18 protein-coding genes and 1 pseudogene are annotated in these 22,729 nt (G+C 67.5%); 12 read left to right on the forward strand and 7 right to left on the reverse strand.

All coding sequences use genetic code 11. The features are described from left to right. Positions 1 to 10: 10 nt before the first annotated feature. The 3 genes and pseudogenes from coaBC to AC5RUF_RS04415 all read left to right on the forward strand — a co-directional run. Positions 11 to 1,234, forward strand: a pseudogene (coaBC, locus tag AC5RUF_RS04405) (bifunctional phosphopantothenoylcysteine decarboxylase/phosphopantothenate--cysteine ligase CoaBC); the annotation flags it as partial. 56 nt (positions 1,235 to 1,290) lie between these two features. Further along, positions 1,291 to 2,514, forward strand: a complete 1,224-nt coding sequence (gene metK, locus AC5RUF_RS04410) for a methionine adenosyltransferase (protein WP_493998486.1) — start codon at positions 1,291 to 1,293, stop codon at positions 2,512 to 2,514. 6 nt (positions 2,515 to 2,520) lie between these two features. Continuing rightward, on the forward strand, positions 2,521 to 4,680 hold the full coding sequence (locus AC5RUF_RS04415; RefSeq protein ID WP_494129837.1) for a primosomal protein N': 2,160 nt from the start codon (positions 2,521 to 2,523) through the stop codon (positions 4,678 to 4,680). Positions 4,681 to 4,684: 4 nt separating this feature from the next. Here AC5RUF_RS04415 and AC5RUF_RS04420 read toward each other — a convergent pair whose 3' ends face one another. The 3 genes from AC5RUF_RS04420 to AC5RUF_RS04430 form a co-directional block, all read right to left on the reverse strand. Continuing rightward, a complete protein-coding gene (locus AC5RUF_RS04420) occupies positions 4,685 to 4,834 on the reverse strand; it encodes a hypothetical protein (RefSeq protein WP_494129838.1) in 150 nt (49 codons plus the stop codon). Positions 4,835 to 5,063: 229 nt separating this feature from the next. Then, on the reverse strand, positions 5,064 to 5,525 hold the full coding sequence (locus AC5RUF_RS04425; RefSeq protein WP_493997912.1) for an Hsp20/alpha crystallin family protein: 462 nt from the start codon (positions 5,523 to 5,525) through the stop codon (positions 5,064 to 5,066). 143 nt (positions 5,526 to 5,668) lie between these two features. After that, entirely contained in the window at positions 5,669 to 6,658 is a 990-nt protein-coding gene (locus tag AC5RUF_RS04430; protein WP_494129839.1) for a phosphotransferase, read from the reverse strand. Positions 6,659 to 6,755: 97 nt separating this feature from the next. Here AC5RUF_RS04430 and AC5RUF_RS04435 point away from each other — a divergent pair, with 97 nt between their 5' ends. Together AC5RUF_RS04435 and AC5RUF_RS04440 are read left to right on the forward strand one after the other, a co-directional pair. Beyond that, entirely contained in the window at positions 6,756 to 7,187 is a 432-nt protein-coding gene (locus AC5RUF_RS04435; protein ID WP_494129840.1) for a MarR family winged helix-turn-helix transcriptional regulator, read from the forward strand. Positions 7,188 to 7,224: 37 nt separating this feature from the next. Continuing rightward, positions 7,225 to 8,241, forward strand: coding sequence for an NADP-dependent oxidoreductase (locus tag AC5RUF_RS04440; protein ID WP_493997909.1), 1,017 nt, complete (start codon positions 7,225 to 7,227; stop codon positions 8,239 to 8,241). Positions 8,242 to 8,298: 57 nt separating this feature from the next. Here AC5RUF_RS04440 and AC5RUF_RS04445 read toward each other — a convergent pair whose 3' ends face one another. From AC5RUF_RS04445 to AC5RUF_RS04455, 3 genes are read right to left on the reverse strand one after another with little or no spacing between them, the layout of a single operon-like run. Continuing rightward, positions 8,299 to 9,381, reverse strand: a complete 1,083-nt coding sequence (locus tag AC5RUF_RS04445; protein ID WP_494129882.1) for a glycosyltransferase family 4 protein — start codon at positions 9,379 to 9,381, stop codon at positions 8,299 to 8,301. 2 nt (positions 9,382 to 9,383) lie between these two features. Further along, positions 9,384 to 10,274 carry an alpha/beta fold hydrolase gene (locus tag AC5RUF_RS04450; RefSeq protein ID WP_494129841.1) on the reverse strand — a complete coding sequence of 297 codons (891 nt, stop codon included), beginning with the start codon at positions 10,272 to 10,274 and terminating at the stop codon, positions 9,384 to 9,386. Then, positions 10,274 to 11,110, reverse strand: a complete 837-nt coding sequence (locus tag AC5RUF_RS04455) for an aldo/keto reductase (protein WP_494129842.1) — start codon at positions 11,108 to 11,110, stop codon at positions 10,274 to 10,276. The genes AC5RUF_RS04450 and AC5RUF_RS04455 overlap by 1 nt, the downstream gene beginning before the upstream one ends. A gap of 198 nt (positions 11,111 to 11,308) precedes the next feature. Between AC5RUF_RS04455 and AC5RUF_RS04460 the strand changes: the two genes are divergently transcribed. From AC5RUF_RS04460 to AC5RUF_RS04480, 5 genes are all read left to right on the forward strand, one after another. Beyond that, entirely contained in the window at positions 11,309 to 12,055 is a 747-nt protein-coding gene (locus tag AC5RUF_RS04460; RefSeq protein WP_493997054.1) for an MIP/aquaporin family protein, read from the forward strand. A 69-nt stretch (positions 12,056 to 12,124) separates the two neighbouring features. After that, positions 12,125 to 13,648 carry a glycerol kinase GlpK gene (glpK, locus tag AC5RUF_RS04465; protein ID WP_493997053.1) on the forward strand — a complete coding sequence of 508 codons (1,524 nt, stop codon included), beginning with the start codon at positions 12,125 to 12,127 and terminating at the stop codon, positions 13,646 to 13,648. Positions 13,649 to 13,805: 157 nt separating this feature from the next. Then, positions 13,806 to 15,179: a flavin-containing monooxygenase gene (locus AC5RUF_RS04470; RefSeq protein ID WP_494129843.1), complete on the forward strand. Its 1,374-nt coding sequence runs from the start codon at positions 13,806 to 13,808 to the stop codon at positions 15,177 to 15,179. Further along, positions 15,169 to 16,113, forward strand: a complete 945-nt coding sequence (locus AC5RUF_RS04475) for a bile acid:sodium symporter family protein (RefSeq protein ID WP_494129844.1) — start codon at positions 15,169 to 15,171, stop codon at positions 16,111 to 16,113. Before AC5RUF_RS04470 ends, AC5RUF_RS04475 begins: the two co-directional genes overlap by 11 nt. Then, positions 16,110 to 17,072 (forward strand): SDR family oxidoreductase, encoded by a 963-nt coding sequence (locus tag AC5RUF_RS04480; RefSeq protein WP_494129845.1) that lies wholly within the window; start codon positions 16,110 to 16,112, stop codon positions 17,070 to 17,072. The genes AC5RUF_RS04475 and AC5RUF_RS04480 overlap by 4 nt, the downstream gene beginning before the upstream one ends. A gap of 102 nt (positions 17,073 to 17,174) precedes the next feature. On the opposite strand, the gene AC5RUF_RS04485 is transcribed toward AC5RUF_RS04480, so the two are convergent. Continuing rightward, complete coding sequence (locus tag AC5RUF_RS04485; RefSeq protein ID WP_493997885.1) at positions 17,175 to 18,212, reverse strand: sigma-70 family RNA polymerase sigma factor; 1,038 nt, start codon at positions 18,210 to 18,212, stop codon at positions 17,175 to 17,177. Between the two features lie 308 nt (positions 18,213 to 18,520). On the opposite strand from AC5RUF_RS04485, the gene leuS reads away from it, so the two are divergent. Continuing rightward, entirely contained in the window at positions 18,521 to 21,046 is a 2,526-nt protein-coding gene (leuS, locus tag AC5RUF_RS04490) for a leucine--tRNA ligase (protein ID WP_494129883.1), read from the forward strand. Positions 21,047 to 21,060: 14 nt separating this feature from the next. Continuing rightward, positions 21,061 to 22,134, forward strand: a complete 1,074-nt coding sequence (locus AC5RUF_RS04495; protein ID WP_494129846.1) for a DegV family protein — start codon at positions 21,061 to 21,063, stop codon at positions 22,132 to 22,134. Positions 22,135 to 22,729: the final 595 nt, after the last annotated feature.

Genomic DNA, 22,729 nt, shown 5'->3' on the forward strand with positions numbered 1-22,729 from the left:
GGAAGGCAGCAGCGTGCGCGTAGTTCTGGGCGTCGGCGGCGGGATTGCCGCGTACAAGGCCGCGTCGCTGCTGCGGCTGTTTACGGAAGCCGGGCACAACGTCACCGTTGTACCCACGGAGTCTTCCAAGCGGTTTGTCGGTGTCGCCACCTGGGAGGCGCTGTCCGGCAACACCGTCTCCTCCTCGGTCTTTGACGAGGTGGAAAAGGTCAACCATGTGCGCCTGGGCCACGAAGCGGACCTGATTGTGGTGGCCCCCGCCACTGCGGACGTGCTGGCCCGCGCCGCCTCCGGGCAGGCCAATGACCTGCTGACAAACACACTGCTGATGGCCCGCGGGCCCGTAGTGTTTGCCCCGGCCATGCATACCGAAATGTGGGCCCACCCGGCCACAGCCGCGAATGTCGCCACCCTGCGCAGCCGCGGCGCGACGGTCCTCGAACCCGGCGTCGGCCGGCTGACCGGCAAGGATTCCGGGCCCGGCCGCCTGCCCGAGCCGGAGGCAATCTTCGCCGCCGCCCTGGCCGCCGTGCAGCCCGGGCCGCTGGCCGGCACCACCGTGACCATCACCGCCGGCGGCACCCGTGAACCCCTGGACCCCGTCCGCTTCCTGGGCAACCGCTCGTCCGGAAAGCAAGGCACGGCACTGGCGGAAGCGGCCCTTGCAGCCGGGGCCCGGGTGCGGCTCATCGCCGCGCACATGGACGTACCGGCACCGGCCGGCGTCGAACTCATCCGGGTGGAGACCGCCCTGGACCTGCGCACGGCAGCCCATCGTGCGGCCGCCGACTCCGACGTCGTGATCATGGCCGCCGCGGTGGCGGATTTCCGGCCCGCCCAGACAGCCGGGGCCAAGATCAAAAAGAGCGACGACGTCCCGGACCCCGTGATTACCCTGGTCCGCAACCCGGACATCCTGCAGGAACTGGTCCGCGACCGCGACGGCTCCGCTTCCCATACCCCGCAGCTTATTGTCGGCTTCGCCGCCGAAACCGGCGACGAGACCTCCGACGTACTTGAATACGGACGGAAGAAACTGGCCCGGAAGGGATGCGACCTGCTGGTGCTGAACCGGGTGGGCACCTCCCTGGTCTTCGGCCGGGACGAAACCGAGGTGACGATTCTCTCACCCTCGGCCACGCGGTCCGGCGAGACCATCGCCGGCAGCAAAACCGAAGTGTCGGTACGCATCATCGCGCGGATCGCCGCGGAACTGGCCGCCCGGCAGGCCTGACCCCGCAGCGGCGGTGCCGTGCGGGAGTGTCCGGGCCGCCCGGTAGAGTAAATGCTGTGACTTCTACTTCTGCTTCTCCCAAGGCGCAGTCCAACCTGCGCCTTTTCACCTCGGAATCCGTCACCGAGGGCCACCCGGATAAAATCTGTGACCAGATCAGCGATGCCATCCTGGACGGGCTCCTCAAGGTGGACCCCGAATCCCGCGTGGCCGTTGAAACCCTGGTGACCACCGGCCTCGTCCATGTTGCCGGTGAAGTGACCACCGAGGGATACGTCGAGATCCCGCAGCTGGTCCGCGACACCATCCTGGACATCGGCTACGACTCCTCGGCCAACGGCTTCGACGGCGCCCGCTGCGGCGTGTCCGTTTCCATCGGCCAGCAGTCCCCGGAGATCGCCTCCGGCGTCTTCAACTCCTTGGAGAACCGCACCGGCAAGGTGGCGGACCCCTACGATGCGCAGGGTGCAGGGGACCAGGGCATCATGTTCGGCTACGCGAGTGACGAAACCTCCGTGCTGATGCCCACACCCATCTGGCTGGCGCACCGCCTGTCCGAGCGGCTGACCACCGTGCGCAAGGACGGCACGCTTCCGTACCTGCGTCCGGACGGCAAGACCCAGGTCACCATCGGCTACGAGGGCGACCGGCCCGTTTCCGTGGATTCGGTGGTGGTTTCCACCCAGCACGCCGCGGACCTCGACCTGGAGCAGCTGCGCGCCGACATGGCCCGCCACGTCATCGATCCCGTGCTGGCCGGTACCGAGCTGGATACCTCGCACGTCAACCACATCATCAACCCGGGCGGGCCGTTCGTGATCGGCGGCCCGGTCGGCGACGCCGGGCTGACCGGCCGCAAGATCATTGTGGACACCTACGGCGGCTTCGCCCGCCACGGCGGCGGAGCCTTCAGCGGCAAGGACCCGAGCAAGGTGGACCGTTCGGCGGCCTATGCCATGCGCTGGGTGGCCAAGAACGTGGTGGCCGCCGGGCTGGCCCGGCGGGCGGAAATCCAGATTGCCTACGCCATCGGCATGGCCCGTCCCGTGGGCATCTACGTGGAAACCTTCGGCACTGAAACGGTTGACCCGGCCCGCATCGCCGACGCCGTGCAGGAAGTCTTCGACCTGCGGCCGCTGGGCATCATCAACAGCCTGGACCTCAAGCGCCCCATCTACCAGCGGACCGCCGCCCACGGCCACTTCGGCCGTGAGGACGAAGGCTTCACCTGGGAGCGCAAGGACAAGGTCGAGGACCTCCGCAGCTACTTCAACGCCTAGCCGGACATGGCAGCGGACCAGTCCGGCGAGGCCGTGCAGCTGTCCCTGCTGCAGGGCTTCACCCCGCCGGCCACAGCGGTAGGCAAGGCGCGTCCGGCCTCGGCCCTGCCCATTGCCCGGGTGCTGCTGGACTCGCCGCTGCCTCATCTGGACCGGCCGTTCGACTACCTGGTCCCGGACGACCTTGACGCGGACGCCGTGCCCGGCGCGCGGGTCAAGGTGCGGTTCGGAGCGCAGGAACTGCCCGGATTCATCACCGAACGGGTGGCGGAAGCCGACACCACCGCGCGGCTGATGCCGCTGGGTAAGGTCGTGTCCCCGCAGCCCGTGCTTACTCCGCAGATCCTGCGCCTGGCCGAGGCCGTGGCCGCCCGCTACGCGGGGACCGTGCACGATGTGCTGCGGGTGGCCATCCCGCCCCGCGCCGCCCGCGTGGACAAGGAATTCACCCCCGAAGCCCGGAAAGCGGTTCCGGGGGAGGCGGACACCCCGGGCAACCCGCAAGGCGAAGCGCCGGCAGATGCTCCGGACGGCCCGGAAGGCGCCGGGGTAAACCCGCTCGCGCGGTACCCCCACGGGCCGCGCTTCCTGACGCACCTTGCCGCCGGCCACAGTCCGCGGGCCGTCCTGGCTTCCCTGGGCGGGTACGGACCCCGCGACTGGCCGGCGGAAATTGCCGAAGCCGTGCGCTCCACCCTGATTTCGGGGAGGGGCGCACTGGTGGTGGTGCCCGACAACAAGGACCTGGCGCGGGTCCAGGACGCGCTGACTGCGCGGATCGGTGCCGGCGCCTTTGTCCGGCTCACCGCCGAGGACGGCCCCACTCCGCGCTATCGCAGTTTCCTGCAGCTCCTGCACGGCGACATCAGGGTCGCCATCGGCACCCGGTCCGCCGCGTATGCGCCGGTGGCAGACCTGGGACTGGCGGTTATCTGGGATGACGCCGATGACCTGCACGCCGAGCAGCGGGCGCCCTACCAGCACACCCGCGACGTACTGCTGCTGCGGGCCGAGCTGGAAAATGCCGCCCTGCTGATGGCCTCGCTTTCGCGCAGTACCGAGGCCCAGCGCCTGGTGGCCAGCGGTTGGGCCGCCGGGATTGCCGCCGAACGGCCGACGGTAAGGGCCTCGGCCCCCCGGGTGGTCAGCACTGCCGATTCGTTCACCATGGAACGGGATCCGCTGGCCGCGCGGGCCCGGATACCGCATACGGCGTGGAAAGCTGCGCAGGACGGGCTGACCCGCGGCCCGGTCCTGGTCCAGGTGGCCCGCACGGGCTTCTCCCCGGCGCTCTCCTGTGAGGACTGCCGGGAGCCGGCCCGGTGCCGCCACTGCAGCGGGCCGCTGGGCCTTGCCAGCCGGAACGGGATACCGGCGTGCCGGTGGTGCGGGCGGCCTGAACCCATGTGGCACTGCAGTAATTGCGGGGGAACCCGCCTGCGGGGATCCGCCGCCGGAGCCGGACGTACCGCGGAGGAGCTGGGCCGGGCCTTTCCCTCCACCACGGTGATTTCCTCGGCGGGGGACCACATCCGCACAACGGTTCCGGACGCCCCGGCGTTGGTGGTGGCCACCCCCGGCGCAGAGCCCGTGGCTCCCGGGGGTTACGCCGCTGCCATCCTCCTGGACGGCAATGCCATGCTTTCCCGCGAATCCCTGCGTGCCGGCGAGGACACCCTGCGGCGGTGGTTCTCGGCCGCGGCGCTGGTCCGGCCGGCCACGGAAAAGGGACTGGTGGTGGTGACCGCCGACGACGGCACCACGGTGGGACACCTGCTGCGCTGGGATCCGGCCGGTGCGGCCGAGCGGGAACTCGGGCTGCGGCGTGAACTGGGGCTTCCGCCGGCCGTGCGGTACGCGGAACTGACCGGTTCCAAGGAAGGCCTGGACGCATTCATCACCCGTTTGGAGCTGCCTGAGGGCGTCCGGACCGTGGGCCCCGCGCCGTTGCCCGCGCCGGCGCCGGGAAGCAGCCAGGGCGGCACCGTCCGCGACCGCGACAGCCAACTGGGCGGTGCCGGCGGAAGATTCCGGACGCTGCTCTTTTTCCCGTACGCGTCAGCGCCGGGAATCACCGCTGCACTGCGGTCCGTCAAGGCTGCAGCCTCGGCCCGCCGCACCGGCGATCCGGTGTTTGTCCGGGTGGACGGAACCGACGTCCTGTAGCGCCCTAGAGCACCTGGAACAGGACGGCTGAGGCGGCCAGCAGAGACAGCAGCGACAGCTGGGCGGCGCTTCCCAGGCGGGTGAGGCGGCCGAACAATCCGCGCGGCACTCCGTGGATCAGCCAGCCTCTGCGGTTCACAGTGGGAATTCGCACTATCAATCCCTCTTCCTCGGTGGCGGCTTCGGCGGGACCGGGACAGCCGAAGCGCGTGGGCTCAAGCGGGTCACTTTCCAGTATTGCGCCGCGGACCCGGCAGTTTCGAACCGGTGTCCCGTGAACTTGGGCACCCTCCGCGCCGGGTGCGGAAACGGGAGAGGGCCCCGGAATCTTTCCGGGGCCCTTGTACGGGTATCTCGCGTGGGTATATGGCTACCGGCAGCGTTTAGGCGCTGACCGCTTCGCGGGATTCGCTGCGGTCGGAGCCGTTGCCGGTAATGACCGCGGAGTCCGCAGACGCCTGGACCTCGATCTTGCGCGGCTTGGCCCGTTCGCTGACCGGGATGGTCACGCTCAGCACACCGTTGGTGTACTGCGCGGAGATCCGGTCGGTGTCGATTCCCTGGCCCAGGTTCAGCTGGCGCAGGAAGGAACCGCTTTCCCGTTCGCGGGTCAGCCACTTGACGCCCTCGACGCCGTGCAGGGTGCGCTGGGCGCGGATGGTCAGCAGCTGACCGTCAACGTCGACGTCGATCGATCCCGGATCGATTCCCGGGAGATCGGCAGCCAGGATGTAGTTGTCACCCTGCCGGTACAGGTCCATCGGCATACCGCGCAGCGAGCCGTCCCCGCGCAGGGCCTGTGCCATCCGGTCGAGTTCCTGGAACGGATCAAATTTCATAGCCATGTGAGATCAAATCCTCCATTCAACCGCTTCATCAGCGCTCATCGATGTTCAGTTCCAAAGTTGAGTCGGTGTCACTCAACTTGCGGAAAGAAGATTAGCACTCTCTGCCCTGGAGTGCCAAGAAGGAGTTTCCCGGCGGCGTCCTACTCCGCCGGCAGGCGGTTGGAGTCCGTCTGCCGGCTCACCATCCACTGGTAGATCAGCCGGGCGGTGTGCCTCCCGTGGCTGCGCAGCAGGGGGCTGCTTTCCACCTCCGGCTGGCTGCCCCAGTGGACCATGTAGTTCAGCAGGCCGGCCAGCCATGCGTCGATGAAGGCAGCCGGGACGTCCCGGGTGAGCCGCGAGCGATGCAGCCAGGCGTCGGCGTCGATGCCGTCCGCCCGCATGTAGGGCAGCAGGCCCACCCAGTCGATCCATTCCGGACCCGTGCCCAGGAAGTTCCAGTCGCAGAAAACCGCCCGCCCCGCAGCGATCAGGATGTTGTCCGCCCGCAGGTCCCCGTGGATGACGGCGTCACCGGCGAGGGCTTCGGGGCACAGTTCCAGGGCGGCCTGGAACCTCCGGGCCTCCTCCCGGCTGAGGCGGGGCAGGAACCAGGGCGCCTCTGCGCCGTCGGCCACCGGTTGGAACCGGGAGGGGATGGTGGCGATGTCCGGCCCCAACGGTGGCCCGCACTTGGCCCGGGGGAAGCCCGCGAGCAGTGCTGCGGAGCTGGCGCAGGCGGCTTCCACGGCCGCGGTGTCAGCATCGGTCCATGGTTGTCCGGGCATCCGTCCCGGCACGGCCTCGTAGATAAGCACCTGCCAGTTGGCTCCGTCCACCGTGCCGGAGTCCAGCAGGGCCGGTACCGGCATGCCGGCCGGCAGCAGGGCGGCCACCTCGGCCTCGCGCACATAGGAGGGAAAGGTCACCGGGTCCGACGCCGGGGCGGCCTTGGCGAAGATGCGTTCACCGGCAGCGTTCCCCAGCACGGCGGCGAAGCCGGGGGTAAATCCTCCACCGGCCGGTTCGACCACTGTCACCGTTCCGCCCAGCGGGCGGGCAGCCAGGTCCCGTACCGCGGCCGGCAGGCGGTCCCAGGGGATACGGCGCGCTGTCCGGCGGTAATCGGGAATCAGTAATTCGTTGGGCATGGGACACAGCCTAAGGCAGGGGCCGCGCAGCCGGGCGCGGTATCCGCTTTCAAGAAATAGGTTGTGCACAACTGGATTGTGTCCTAGCGTGGGACCCGTGAAGGACTCGCTCCAGCGACAGGTGTGTTTTTCCCTGTACTCAGCTTCCAAGGCAGCCACTGCCCTGTACCGGCCCATGCTCGAAAGGCTGGGCCTGACCTATCCGCAGTATCTGGTGATGACCCTGCTCTGGGAGCAGGACGGACTCAGCGTCCGGGAGCTGGGGGCAGAACTGGAACTGGACTCGGGCACGCTGTCCCCGCTGCTCAAGCGGCTGGAAGCCGCCGGCCTCGTGCAGCGGCACCGTGACGCCCGGGACGAACGGCGGGTCCGCATCCACCTGACGGATGCGGGACGCGCCCTGGAACCACAGGCCAAGGCGTTGCCGGACCGGCTCGCCGCGTCCGACGGCGTGGCTCCGGAAGAACTGCGGGCCCTGCTGGAAACCCTTGACAAGGTCACGGCGGCCTTGAGGCAGGCCGCCGACTAAAGATTTGCCACACAACCCCGACAGTTAGGTGCAATCCATGAGCAACTACCCCCAAACCAGTCGCGAAATCCAGTTGGCGTCCCGGCCCGCGGGCTGGCCGTCGGAGGAGAACTTCCGGCTGGCCGAGGTGCCCGTGCCCGAGTTGCAGGACGGGCAGGTCCTGGTCCGCAACCTGCACATGTCCGTTGATCCCTACATGCGCGGCCGCATGAACGACGTGAAATCCTACGTCCCGCCCTTTAAGCTGGACGCCGCATTGGAAGGCGGCGCCGTCGGTGAAGTGGTGGAATCCCGCTCCGACGCGCACAAGCCGGGAGACAAAGTGGTCCATTGGCTTGGCTGGCGCGACTACGCGGTCCTGGACGGGAAGCGGGCACGCGTCATTGACACCGATTTGGCACCGGCCAGTGCGTATCTGGGTGTGCTCGGCATGCCGGGCGAAACGGCCTACGCCGGCCTGACCAAGGTGGCTGAATTCCAGGAAGGCGACGTTGTCTTCGTCTCGGGTGCGGCCGGTGCCGTGGGCTCACTGGTGGGCCAGATTGCCAAGGTCATGGGAGCCAAGAAGGTCATCGGCAGCGCAGGGTCGGCGGAGAAAGTCCAGCGGCTGCTGGACCTCGGGTTCGACGAAGCCTTCAACTACCACGACGGTCCCGTGAAGGATTCCCTGAAGAAGGCCGCAGGCGCGGACGGCATTGACGTCTACTTTGACAACGTCGGAGGCGAACACCTCGAAGCCGCCCTCTCAGTGATGAACAGGGGCGGCAGGGTAGCGATGTGCGGTGCCATTTCCGTGTACAACGACAAGGGTGCCGCGTCCGGTCCGCGCAACCTCGCCCTCGCCATCGGCAAGGAAATCACCCTGCGCGGCTTCCTTGTCGGCAGCTACAGCCGGTACACGGACGAGTTCAATGCCCGGATGGCGCAGTGGCTGCGGGAAGGCACGGTCAGCTATGACGAGACGTTCGTGGACGGACTCGAAAACGCCCCGCAGGCCTTCATCGACCTGATGAAGGGTGCCAACAAGGGCAAGATGGTGGTGAACCTGGGCTGACCGGCGAGCCGGCCGGTATGGAGCTCACCGGCACCGGCCGGCGGCTCTGCCAAAGGATCAGCGGCGGCGGGGGAACAGGCGGACAGCCTCCCCGGCCGCCGCCATGAGTTGCTCGGCGGAGGCATCCCACCCGTAGTCGCCCGCCCGCCGCACACCGGCGTTGGACGCCTTGCGCCAGCGGTCCGGCTCGGCCAGGGTGCGCACGGCGTCGGCGAATCCAGCCGGTGAATCCGGGTCCACCAGCAGCGCAGCACCGCCCGAGACCTCCCGGAAGATCGGAATGTCGCTGGCTACCACGGGGGTGCCCGCTGCCATCGCTTCGATCACGGGCAGCCCGTAGCCTTCGGCCTTGGAGAGGGTCACCAGGGCCGTTGCCTGCCGCAGGAGCCGGTCGTATTCCTCGTCGCTGACGCCGTCGTGGAACCGGACCGCGGCGCCGGCCGGGACCAGGGCCTCGAGTTCGGCCCGCCGCGCATCAGTGATCCGGCTCAGCAGGTGCAAGGTGAAGCCGGGGAGGTGTTCCATCCCGCGGATCACGGTCTCCACGTTCTTGTACGGCATAAACGAGCCCATGTAGAGCAGGGACGGTTCCGCCGGGGCCTCCGGACTCCGCGGCACCACACCCGCCTGGGGAGCGTTGGCCACCATCCGCACCGGCCGGCGCGTCAGCCGGTGCCGGGCCATCAGTCCCCGCGTTGTCTCGCTGATGGTGGCCACGACGTCGGCCCGGTTCAGCAGCAGCCGCTGCGGCCAGTAGGCCAGGTGGTACAGCCGCCACAGTGCGCGCACCGGCAGCGGCAGGAACGACGGCGGAGCGGGGTTCTGGTAGTAGATCAGGTCGTGCAGCGTCAGGATCAGCGGGTACTTCCGTCCCCAGCTGCCCATGGTCTGCATGGGACTGAACACCGCGTCCGCGCCCAGCCGGTTGAGGCGGAACGCGACAAAGAGCTCGGCGGGGGAGAGCGGGCTGTTGATCTTCAGCCAGGGCAGGTCGGGGAGCAGTGCCAGCTGGCGCTCATCGGAGATCAGCATCAGCACATCGGCATGCGCACTGACGGCCTCGATCAGGCTGGCGCCGTAGCGGCTGATGCCGTCGTGGTGGTCCGTGCGGGTGAACCGCGCGTCAATGGCCAGTCGCATCCTCATGCATGCCTCCGGGACAGGAAATCCTCAATCAGCTGCGCCGCTTCGGCCGGCTTTTCATAGTGCACCAGGTGCCCGACCTCCGGCAGCAGGTGCAGTTCGGCATCCGGGATCAGTTCGGCCAGGCGCCGCTGTCCCTTCACGGAGCCAATGTCGTCCTGCTCCGCCGCTATCAGCAGCACCGGCATGGACAGCCGGGAGGCGACGTCGCGCACCGTGGCCGAAATGGAGGCCCGGAACGCGTCCAGGACCACCGCACGGTTGGCGAAGGCACTGAAATAGGCATCGTGCTGGCCGTGGATCCACCGGCGCAGGCTCCGGTTGCGCGTTTTGGCCATCATGACGCTCATCCCGCGGACAATCACCGGGCTGCTGAGCAGGGCCATTCCCGCCTTCTCCGGCAGCGCCGCACTGACGCGGTAGTAGAGCTCTGCCGCTTTGCTGGTGATGCCCTTGGGTCCCTCGAGTGCCGGTTCGCAGATGGGGTTCACCAGGATCAGTTCGCTCATCAGCTGAGGTGATCCGGCGGCCAGATGGGCGGCGATGATGGAGCCGAAGGAGTGCCCCAGGAGCACGGTATCCGGTCCCAGGTCCAGGGCGTCGAAGGCATCCCGGACAAAGGATGCATAGGCCGGAACGTCGTGGGGTCCCGGCAGGGCGGTTCCGATGCCGAATCCGGGCAGGTCCGGCACCAGTACGCGGTGCCCCGGGAGTGCCTCCACTATCCGCAGCAGCCCGTGATGGTCCCCGCGGAAGCCGTGCACCATAAAGACCGGAGGCAGGCCCGCATCCTGAAGCGGCGCGAAGTCCCAGCAGAACTGTTCGGTTCCCGCCACGTCGAAGGAACGTACGACGGCGGTGCGCGCCAGCGTCACGGCCGGGGCGGACATCAGTTGACCTCGTCGGGGTGCGAACCGGAGCGTTGGCCGCGGTCCAGCCCGTCGATGGCCAGGCGCTGCGCCTCCGTGAGTGCAAAGGAGAAAAGGTCAAGGTTGCCCGCAATCCGTTCCGGGCTGCTCGCCTTGGGGATCACCACGTTGCCCTGGTCCAGGTGCCAGCGGAGGATCACCTGGGCGGGGGTGCGGCCCAGCTCGTCTGCAATCCCGGTAATGACCGGATCGGCCAGTACCGCGCCGCGGCCCAGCGGGCTCCACGCGACTGTGCGGATACCCAGCCGGTCATGCAGCCGGCGCAGTTCCTGCTGTGCCAGCCAGGGATGGAGCTCAATCTGGTTTACGGCGGGTGTGATCCCGGTGGCGTCCAGGAGCTGTTCCAGGTGTGCGGGCTGGAAGTTGGAGACGCCGATGGCCCGCGCACGGCCGGACGCATAGATCTCTTCCAGCGCGCGGTAGGTCTCGACGAACTTCCCGCGCCGGGGGCAGGGCCAGTGGATCAGGTACAAATCCAAGTAATCCAGGCCCAGCCGGGCCAGGGATGCGTCAAAGGCCCGGAGGGTGGAGTCGTACCCCTGGTCCGTGTTCCACACCTTCGAGGTCACGAACAGATCCTCCCGGGTGGAGGTGCCTGACGCCGTAAAGGACCTCACCGCGGCACCGACGCCGGCTTCATTGCCGTACAGGGCTGCGGTGTCCAGGTGCCGGTAGCCGGCTTCCAGCGCGTCCAGGCAGAGCCGGGCCGCGTCGCCGTCGGGGATTTTGTACGTGCCGAAGCCCGCCTGGTCCATCAGGACGCCGTTGTTGAGCTCGATTCGAGGTGCCGGCTGCATGGAAACGACTTTACCGAGGGTCGGACGTGCCTGCCGAATCCGCCCCTGACTACTTGTTTCACCGGACGGGAATTGGCGTGGCGCCAAACCGGTCCGCTAAGGTAATGGCGCTTCTTGCAAAAGATTGGTTGCATAGAACCAAAGAATCCGCCGCCCGTCTGGGCCGCGGAATGCCACAAAGGATCGGAGGAGTCGATGGTGACTCTGGGAGAAGTTTTTGTCAGTGAGATGGCGGGTACCGCCATCCTCATCATTCTTGGCTGCGGCGTTGTTGCCAACGTTGCCCTGGCCAAGACGAAGGGAGCCGGCGGCGGCTTCCTGATGGTCAACTGGGGGTGGGCAATCGGTGTTTTCGCCGGTGTCTACGCCGCCGCCATTTCCGGTGCGCACATCAACCCTGCGGTTACCGTTGGCCTGCTGGTCAGCGGCGCCGATGAGTACGCACCCGGCGTCGAGGTGTCCTTCGCCTCGACCATGGTCTACTTCGCGGGCCAGATGGTAGGTGCCATTATCGGTGCCTTCGTCGCCTGGCTGGCGTACAAAAAGCAGTTCGACGAGGAACCGGATGCCGCCAACATCCTGGGCGTGTTCTCCACCGGCCCGGCCATCCGTTCCTACGGCTGGAACCTCGTCACCGAAATCATCGGTACCTTCGTGCTGGTCTTCACCGTCGTGGCCTTCGCCGGAACCCCCTCGGGCCTCGGCCCGCTGGCTGTTGCCCTGGTGGTCCTCGGCATCGGTGCCTCCCTCGGCGGCCCCACCGGCTACGCCATCAACCCTGCACGTGACCTTGGCCCGCGCATCGTCCACGCCCTGCTGCCCATCCGGCACAAGGGCAACAGCGACTGGGCCTACTCCTGGGTTCCCGTTGTCGGCCCGCTGATCGGCGGCGCACTGGGCGGCTTCCTGGGCGCGCAGATCCCGCTGCCGGAGCTTTCGCTCTAAGCGGTACAACCCTTCGGGGCCGCCTCGGGCGGCCACCCCTTAAAACCCCCACCGCAAGGAGCAGAAACAATGCCTGACAATCCCAGGTACATCATCGCCATCGACCAGGGCACCACCAGCAGCCGGGCGATCGTCTTCGACCACGACGGAAACATCGTTTCCACGGGCCAGAAGGAACACGAGCAGATCTTCCCGCACGCCGGGTGGGTTGAACACGATCCGCAGGAAATCTGGACCAACGTCCGTGAAGTGGTCGGCACCGCGCTGTCCAAGGCCAACCTGACCCGGCACGACATTGCCGCCGTCGGCATCACCAACCAGCGTGAGACCGCCGTGGTCTGGGACCGGAACACCGGCGAGCCGGTGTACAACGCGATTGTCTGGCAGGACACGCGGACCCAGCCGATCGTCAACGAGCTGGCGGAGAACGGCGGCCTGGACCGCTTCAAGAACACCGTGGGCCTGCCGCTGGCAACGTACTTCTCCGGCACGAAGATCAAGTGGATCCTGGACAACGTCGAAGGGGCCCGCGAGCGGGCCGAGGCGGGGGACCTCATCTTCGGCAACACGGATTCCTGGATTGTCTGGAACCTGACCGGCGGGCCCGACGGCGGTGCGCACATCACCGATGTCACCAACGCGTCCCGCACGCTGTTCATGAACCTTGAGACCCTCACCTGGGACGAGGAGATCCTCAAGGAATTCGGTGTCCCGAAGTCGATGATGCCGGAGATCCGTTCCTCGTCCGAGGTGTACGGAACCGTTGCCGGGTCGCAGCTGCTGCGCGAAACCCCGGTGGCCGGCATCCTGGGTGACCAGCAGGCCGCAACCTTCGGCCAGGCCGCCTTCACCAAGGGCGCCGCGAAGAACACCTACGGCACGGGCTGCTTCCTGATCTTCAACACGGGCGAGGAAATTGTCCGTTCCGAGAACGGCCTGATCACCACCGTGGCGTACCAGCTGGGCGACGCCAAGCCGGTGTACGCACTGGAAGGTTCCATTGCGGTTACCGGCTCGCTGATCCAGTGGCTGCGCGACAACCTCGGCATGATCAACAGCGCCCCGGAAATCGAGGAGCTGGCCCGCAATGTGGAGGACAACGGCGGCGTGTACATCGTCCCCGCGTTCTCCGGACTCTTCGCCCCGTACTGGCGCTCCGACGCCCGCGGTGCGATTGTCGGCCTGACCCGCTACGTCAACAAGAACCACATTGCCCGCGCCGCACTGGAGGCCACCGCCTTCCAGACCCGCGAGGTACTCGACGCAGTGAACGCCGACTCCGGCGTGCCGCTGACCGAGCTCCGGGTTGACGGCGGCATGGTTGCCAACGACGCGCTGATGCAGTTCCAGGCCGACATCCTCGGCGTGGACGTTGTCCGCCCCAAGGTCATTGAGACCACCGCACTGGGCGCGGCCTACGCTGCCGGCCTGGCCGTCGGTTTCTGGAACGACACCGATGAACTGGGACGCAACTGGGACGAAGGCAAGCGCTGGAGCCCCCAGATGGGCGACGACGAGCGCCAGCGGCAGATGCGGCTCTGGAAGAAGGCTGTCACCAAGACCTTCGACTGGGTCGACTCCGACGTAGAGTAAGCACCTTGAGCAGAAGGCCCCGGCGGGTAACCGCCGGGGCCTTCTGCGTTGGATTCCGGTTCCGGTCACAATCGGCGCGTTGCTTGGCCGCCCGGGCACGGTTTCGGTACCGTTCGGAAAGCATCAATGGTGATGCACGTCACAGAAACAGGTACAAGTGTCATCCGAATCCATTTCACCAAGCACAGCCCTGCCGGTTGCCGTCATCGGTGCCGGGCCCAGCGGGCTGGCTGCCATGCGTGCCCTGGCCCGGCAGGGCCTGGACTTTGTCGGTTTTGAACAGCACACCGACGTCGGCGGCCTCTGGGACATCGGGAACCCGGCCAGCACCGTCTACGAGTCGGCCCATCTGATCTCCTCGAAAACCACCACCCAGTTTCTCGAATTCCCCATGCCGGAATCGGCGCCGGACTACCCCGGACACCGCCACCTGCGGGACTATTTCCGCGCCTACGCCGACCGTTTCAGCCTGCGGGAGCGCATCCGCTTCGGGGCAACCGTGACCGCAGCGGTGCAGTCCGGTGACGGCTGGGATGTCTCCTGGACCGGCGCCGAAGGATCAGGCAGCGGCCGGTTCAGTGCCGTCATGGTGGCCTCCGGCACCCTGCACAAGCCCAGCATCCCGACCTTCAAAGGGACCTTTGCCGGCGAGATCCGGCACTCCGCGCACTATAAGAAGGCCACCGACCTTGCCGGCAAACGGGTGCTGATAGTGGGGGCGGGCAACAGCGGATGCGACATAGCGGTGGACGCCGTCCATCACGCGGCGTCCGTGGACCTCAGCGTCCGCCGGGGCTATTACTTTGTGCCCAAATATGTGTTCGGCCGGCCCACCGATACCTTGAACCAGGGCCGTCCGCTGCCCCGGCCGGTGAAGCAGTTCCTCGACAAGCGGCTGCTGCGGATGTTCACGGGTAATCCCCACCGGTTCGGGTTCCCGGATCCGGACTACCGGATCTACGAATCCCATCCCGTGGTGAACTCGCTGGTCCTGCACCATCTGGGGCACGGCGACCTGCAGGTGCGTGCCGACATTGACCGCCTGGACGGACACACCGTGCATTTCCGCGACGGCAGTTCCGGCGAGTACGACCTGATTCTGCTCTCCACCGGGTACGTGCTGGACTATCCGTTCCTAAACCCGGACCTGCTGGGCTGGAAGGGACCCTCGCCGTCGTTGTACCTGAACATCTTCAGCCGGCAGGCCGCGAACCTGTTGGTCATCGGCATGGTCGAAGCTTCCGGACTCGGCTGGGAAGGCCGGTACCGGCAGGCGGAGCTGGCAGCTGCATACCTGGCGGCGCAGCGCGACGACCCCGCAGCCGCAGCAGCATTCCGGCAGCGGATCACCGGGCCCAGCCCGGACGTTACCGGCGGCTACCGGTATCTGGGCCTGGACCGGATGAGCTATTACGTCAACAAGGATGCCTACCGCGCGGAACTGGCAGCACACCTGGAGCAGCTGGCAACACCGGCCACCGTGCCCACGGCAACCGAACGGATGCGGGAAGGAGCGGGCAATGTCCATTGACGACGTCGTACTGAGCTTTACCCCCGGTTCGCTGGTGATCCTGAACGTGGTGCTGGCGGTCATCATCCTCGGCATTGCCCTGGAAGTGCGGCCGGCGGATTTCCGTGCCGTGCTGCGCAGCCCCAAGGCGGTGCTGCTGGGAATCGCTGCCCAGTACCTCGTCCTGCCGGCCGTCACGGTGGCCCTGGCCTTGGTGCTGCGGGTCCCGGCATCGATTGCCCTGGGCATGATCCTGGTGGCGTGCTGTCCGCCCGGCGGCATTTCCAACGTGCTGACCCACCGGGCACACGGAAATGTGGCGCTGTCGGCGTCCATGACCGCGGTGTCGAACCTGGTGGCCATTGCGGTAATGCCGCTGAACGTGGCGCTGTGGGCCCGGCTCAATCCGGACACGGCGTCGCTGATGCGTGAATTCTCGCTGGACCGGTGGGAAATGCTGGTCCAGGTCCTGCTGATCATCGGTGTGCCCTTCGCCGTCGGCATGCCGGTGGCCCGCCGCTTCCCGGGGATCACCGGCAGGGTCCGGCCCTGGGTGCAGCGGATCGGGCTGGCCGCCCTGCTGGTCTTCATCGTTTCCGGCACGGCAAGCAACCTCGGGCCGCTGCGTGAGCACCTGGGCACCATTTTCCTGGTGGTCCTGCTGCACGACGCCGTGGCGCTGGCGGTCGGTTACTGGACAGCGGCAGCGGTCCGGCTGGATGAACCCAGCCGGCGGGCGTTTGCGTTCGAAGTCGGTGCCCGCAATACCGGGCTCGGGCTGGGCCTGACCCTGACCTTCTTCGCCGGTTTGGGCGGGATGGCCATGGTGGCTGCCTGGTGGGGCATCTGGGACATCCTGGCCGGACTGCTGCTGGCCGCCTGGTGGCGGCGGCGGGACGCCCGGACCGGAAACCCTGCGGCGCCTGCCGCGGCACCGGACGGAGCGGAGCGATGACCCGGGTCTGTGTCACCGGAGGCAACGGTTTCCTGGGCAGCGCGGTGGTTTCCGGGCTGGCCCGGCACCCGGACATTTCCCACGTCCTCAGCCTGGATATCCGCGAACCGGACGCGGCACGCAGGCTGGACGGTGTCGACTACGCACTGGCCGATGTGTGTTCCGAGGACATTGCCCGCCTGCTCGAAGAACACCGGATAGATACCGTGGTCCACCTGGCGGCCATCGTGAATCCGGGGAAAAACACCACCCGGGAGCAGGAATACCGCGTTGACGTCGAGGGCTCACGCAACGTGCTTGCAGCCTGCATCGCCACCGGCGTCAAGCACGTGATCATTTCCTCCTCCGGCGCCGCCTACGGCTACCATCCGGACAATTCACCGTGGCTGCGCGAATCCGACCCGGTCCGCGGAAACGACGAGTTTGCCTACTCGCGGCACAAGCGCCTGGTGGAGGAGGAGCTGGCCCGTGTCCGCGCGGAACACCCGGCCCTGCAGCAGACCGTCTTCCGCATCGGCACCATCCTGGGGGAACGCGTGCGGAACCAGATCACCGCACTGTTTGATGCGCCGCGGCTCCTGCGCGTGGCCGGCAGCGACTCCCCGTTCGTTTTCATCTGGGACGAAGATGTCGCCGCCGTTATGGTGCAGGCAGCCGTTACGGGGCGGACGGGCATCTTCAACGTGGCAGGTGACGGGGCACTGACCGTCCGGGAAATAGCCGCGCTGCTCGGGCGGGGGACAGTCACCGTCCCCGCACCGGTCCTGGCCGCCGGACTCTGGCTGGGGCACAGGCTCCGGCTCACCGTCCACGGGCCGGAACAGGTGCGGTTCCTGCGCTACCGGCCGGTCCTGGACAACCGGGCGCTGAAGGAGGAGTTCGGCTTCACGCCCACCCGAACCAGCCGCGAGGCGTTCCTGGCCTGCCGGGCGGCGCGCGACGCCGGGGCGTCCGGCTGACCGGAAAGTCCGGGTGTCCGGCTGGCGCCGGAATCGCCGGGCGTCCGGGAGGAATCCCGGATGCCCGGCCCGGCGGCGTCGGGCGCTGCCGATGCCTAGAAACTAGAAGTAGGAAACACCGTTCGTCTTGAACGGCAGTCCCAGGCCGCCGGCCACCTCGGCCAGGAGTTCCGGGCAGAAGAAGTACCATTTGAGCTCGCGGATCAGGGCGTCCTCGCCCGGGGCAGCCTCGGCAGAATCCAGCCGCAGGACATCGGCCACTACCTCTGCTGCCTCCGGATTGTCCTTGGGGCGCTCCCACAGCAGGATGACCTCCTCGCCGTCGAACCGGTGGACCGTGGCGCGGTAGGTTTCCGGTGCGTCCGGTCCGAAGGTGTGGTCCAGCGAGCCGGTCCGGATTTCCTCGTGACCGGTCTCGCTGACGTTGCCCACTACCTCGGTTCGGCCGTCCGCCAGGAACAGGCGGACCATGGCATCAATGTCACAGGAGTTGAAGGCATCAGCCAGCCGGCGCAGCAGCAGTGGATGCGCAGTACCCTTGCCCGGCCCGGCAGCCTCCGCCCCCGCAACAGCCACTCCGGCCCGCAGAGCGGTGCGCCCGCGGTGCAGGGCCGACTTCACGGCACCGGGATTCGAGTCAAGGATGGCGGCAATCTCGGCCAGGGAATAGCCGAACACGTCTTTGAGGACCACGCATGCCCGTTCCCTGGGCGCCAGGAGAAGCACAAGGCGTTTCAAGGCCGACTCCACCGCCAGCGGCGCCAGCGGATCAGCGGCGCCGTCATCGGGCAGGTCCATCACCGGGTCAGTGAAGTCCTGCACGGTGGTTCGGCTGCTGCGCCGCAGGGTATCCAGCCAGGTATTCGTGGCTATCCGGATGAGCCAGGCCTGGACGTTCCGGATCGGTTCATGCCGTTGCGAGGCTTCCGCCAAGGCCTTGGTGAGGGTTTCCTGCAGCAGGTCCTCGGCATCCCACACGGTACCGGTGAGGCTGCGGCAGTAGCGGTACACGGAGGGACGCACCGGTTCCAGCGCCACCAGGAAATCCCGGCGTACCTGGCGCAATCGGGCGGGGAGTGCACCCAGATCCGGTGCGGGCCCGCCTGCGGTGACGGTTTCTTCTGCTGCATTCACGCTCATGTCTGCTCCGTTCGTCTGCACCCGCAGGTGCAACCCTAAGAATGGCATTGCGCCACGTCCTTATCCGGTAGACGCACGGGCATCGCCAAAAGATACGGAACCGGCCGGAAAACCTGCTGCGGCGGCTCACCCGGACATACTGCCTCCAGCGGCTCCGTGCTGTTGTAAAGTGGAGAAATGAGCGCAGTACTCCTCCTTAGCTAGCCGCGCACCGTCTGTGCGCGGCCGCCCCTTGCTTGTCGAGGGGCTTTTGTGTGTCTGGGGAGGACCCGGTTTTTCCGGCGCATCGGGCCGGAGCGTGGATCAACATTTTCTTGGAACAGAGGCGAAGCATAGTGAGCACGCAGTCACAGACTGATCAGCAGGAAGAGGCCGTCTACAGTTTCGCGGCCATCGAGCAGAAATGGCCGCAGGTCTGGGAAGACCTTGGCGTTTTCACCCCTGCCGACGACGGCTCGCGCGAACGGCGCTACGTGCTGGACATGTTCCCGTACCCCTCCGGCGACCTGCACATGGGCCACGCCGAGGCCTTCGCGATGGGCGACGTCGTGGCCCGGTACTGGCGGCAGCTCGGCTACGACGTGCTGCACCCGATCGGCTGGGACTCCTTCGGACTGCCCGCCGAGAACGCGGCCATCAAGAACAATGCGCATCCCAGCGACTGGACGTACGCCAACATCGAGACGCAGGCCCAGTCCTTCAAGCGCTACGCCATCAGCGTTGACTGGTCCCGCCGCATCCACACCTCCGATCCCGAGTACTACCGCTGGACCCAGTGGCTGTTCACCCGCTTCTACGAGCGCGGCCTGGCCTACCGGAAGAACTCCCCGGTCAACTGGTGCCCGAAGGACCAGACCGTGCTGGCCAACGAGCAGGTAGTTAACGGCGCCTGCGAACGCTGCGGCACGCCCGTCACGAAGAAGTCCCTGAACCAGTGGTACTTCAAGATCACCGACTACGCGGACCGCCTGCTGGACGACATGGAGCAGCTCAAGGGCCACTGGCCCGAGCGCGTGCTGGCCATGCAGAAAAACTGGATCGGCCGTTCCGAAGGCGCCCACGTCCGCTTCGTGATCGCCGCCGAGGGCAACAAGCCCGAAGAGCAGGTCACGGTCTTCACCACCCGCCCGGACACCCTGGCCGGCGCCACTTTCTTTGTGGTTGCCGCCGACGCCCCGCTGGCGGTTGAGCTGACCACTGACGGGAACATGGATGCCCTGCTGGCTTACCGTGAGCAGGTCAAGGCACTCTCGGATATCGAACGCCAGTCCACTGAACGCACCAAGACCGGAGTCTTCACCGGCCGCTACGCGGTGAACCCGCTCAACGGCGAAAAGCTGCCCGTCTGGGCCGCCGACTACGTGCTGGCCGACTACGGCACCGGCGCCATCATGGCCGTCCCGGCCCACGATCAGCGCGACCTGGACTTCGCCAAGACCTTCGACCTGCCCGTCAAGGCGGTCCTGGACACCGGCGAAGAGGATCCGGCGGTCAGCGGCGTCGCCACCACCGGCGAAGGCACCCTGATCAACTCCGGCGACCTCAACGGCCTGCCGAAGTCCGAAGCCATTCCGGCCGCCATCGCCATGCTCGAGGAGCAGGGCACCGGCGAGAAGTTCGTGAACTTCCGCCTGCGCGACTGGCTGCTGTCCCGGCAGCGTTTCTGGGGTACCCCGATTCCCATCATTCACTGCGATGACTGCGGCGAGGTCCCGGTACCGGATGACCAGCTGCCCGTCACGCTGCCCACCGGCCTGCGCGGCGAAGCCCTGGCGCCGAAAGGCACCTCTCCGCTGGCCTCCGCCGAGGAATGGGTCAACGTGGCCTGCCCGAAGTGCGGCGGCGCCGCCAAGCGTGACACCGACACCATGGACACCTTCGTGGATTCGTCCTGGTACTTCATGCGCTTCGTGTCCCCGGACTTCACCGACGGCCCCTTCGATCCCGAGGCCGCCAAGAACTGGATGCCGGTGGGCCAGTACGTGGGCGGCGTCGAGCACGCCATCCTGCACCTGCTCTATGCGCGCTTCTTCACCAAGGTGGTCCACGACATGGGCCTGCTGGAGGCAAGCGAACCGTTCAGCTCGCTGCTGAACCAGGGCCAGGTGCTCAACGGTGGCAAGGCCATGTCCAAGTCCCTGGGCAACGGCGTGGACCTCGGCCAGCAACTGGACAAGTACGGTGTGGACGCCGTGCGCCTGACCATGGTCTTCGCCTCCCCGCCGGAGGACGACGTTGACTGGGCCGACGTCTCGCCGTCGGGCTCCGCGAAGTTCCTGGCCCGCGCCTGGCGCCTGGGCCAGGACATCACCAGCGAACCCGGGATCGACTACTCGGGCGGTGACCGGAAGCTGCGCGCGCTGACCCACCGGACGGTTGCCGATGCCACCGAACTGCTGGAGAACAACAAGTTCAACGTGGTGGTCGCCAAGCTCATGGAGCTGGTCAACGCCACCCGCAAGGCCATCGACTCCGGCGTCGGCGGCGCCGACCCCGCCGTCCGCGAAGCGGCCGAAGCCGTTGCCGTGATCCTGAGCCTCTTCGCCCCGTACACGGCCGAGGACCTGTGGAACCTGCTGGGCCGGGACGCCTCCGTGGTCAACGCCGGCTGGCCGACCGTGGACAAGGACCTGCTGGTCCAGGACACGGTCACCGCCGTCGTCCAGGTGCAGGGCAAGGTCCGCGACCGCCTGGAGGTGGCCGCCGACATCAGCGAGGATGACCTGCGCGAGGCGGCACTGGCCTCCGACGCCGTGCAGCGCACGCTGGACGGCCGCGGCATCCGCACCGTGATCGTCCGGGCGCCCAAGCTTGTGAACATCGTTCCGGCCTAGGCGTCACCGCACCCATGGACTGGCTGGAACGCCTCGCAGCGCGGGCCCGGGGACGGCAGCGCAGCCCTGCCGCCGTCCCCGGGCCGTCCGTGGGTGTGGTCACCGATTCCGCGTCCGCCCTGCCTCCGGGCTGGGCGGATGCCGCGAAGGTGACCCCGTTTGTCCGCGTGGTTCCCATGCCGGTCATGATCGGGGACCAGATTTACGGAGAGGGTTCCGAGGAGCTCATTCCGGCGCTGGCCATGGCCCTGGCCCAGGGGCACGAGGTGCGCACCTCCCGCCCGGCGCCCGGCCGGTTCGAGGCAGCCTACGCCGAGCTGGCTGCCGCCGGGTGCACCTCGGTGGTGTCCGTGCACCTTTCCGGCCAGTTGTCCGGCACCGTGGATTCGGCCCGCCTGGCCGCCCGGTCGGCCGCCCTCCCGGTGGAGGTCATTGACAGTGCGACGGCGGCCATGGGGCTGGGATTCGCAGTGGCTGCGGCCGCTGAGAGCGCCCGTGCCGGTTGCCCGCCCGAAACCGTGGCTGCCTGTGCCCGTGCAGTCTGCGCGGAGTCGAACATCCTGTTTTACGTCCCCAGCCTGGACCAGCTCCGGCGGGGCGGGCGCATCGGAGCCGCTGCCGGCTGGTTGGGCACGCTTTTTGCCGTGAAACCCCTCCTGGTGATCCGCGAGGGACGGGTGGTTCCCTTGGAACGCGTCCGCACCGCCCCGAAAGCGCTGGCCAGGCTCGCCGAACTGGTGCAGCAGGACATTGCCGGGCGGACCGGGAAGGTCCGGGCCGCCGTCCATCATTTCGGCAATCCCGACCAGGCCGAACGGCTTGCCGGCATTATCGGCGCTGCCGCGCCCGACGTCGAAATCCTCATCTGTCCGGTGCCGGCGGTGCTGGCCGCGCATGTGGGACTGGGCGTGTTGGCCGTAGCGGTGACCGGGGAGGAAAGCCGCGGCGATGGATCTGATGCAGGGGCTGTGCCGCCCAGTGCGGCGGGGTCGGTGTCCGCAGCGAAGGGTTCACCTGCTAAAGGGCCTGGGGGAAAGGGGTCCGGGGCGAAAGGGCCTAAGGCTCCCGGACCCGCCGCCGCCGACTAACGCCGCTTCGGCCCGGAAGGTGCAAAGCCGTGCGTCCAACTTCGAGGCTATGCCCGTCGAGAGCAAGAGCCTCACCGAGTTGCTCGATCCCGGCGTCGAGCATATCTGAGGCTGCCGTCTGGTTCCTTGAACTGACCCGCATCTGGCAACCGGACCGGGGCGTGCTGAGCAACTCCGCAATCCAGATGGTCACGGGCCTCAGGCGCAGTTCTTACCTCTCCTGGACCTCGTCCAAAGCGTATGAAGAACCGGAGAGCAACGCGGAACTACGCGTCTCCTTCGGAGATGGTTGCCTCCGCGCAGCCCGGCGATGGACCGTTGATTGCATCGAGGCTCTGGACAATGAACTGAAAGTTGCCGGAGCACCCGAGTACGGCGAGCGGCCTGCCGTTCAGGATCCGCCGCAGTTCCCTGCCGGCACCCGGCGGGCCTTGAAACCTTGGATCGTGAGGTGTCCTGGGGACAGCATGTGGATCCTTCCGGGCAGCATTAGCCCCCGACGCGACACCCCAAGGCACCCGCGCCCCGTCACCCGCGCCCCGTCACCGCAGAATCCTTCCTCCACAGCCCCGGAACCGGTCCGGAACAGGCGGGC

The organism is Arthrobacter sp. Y3224198, from assembly GCF_059090025.1.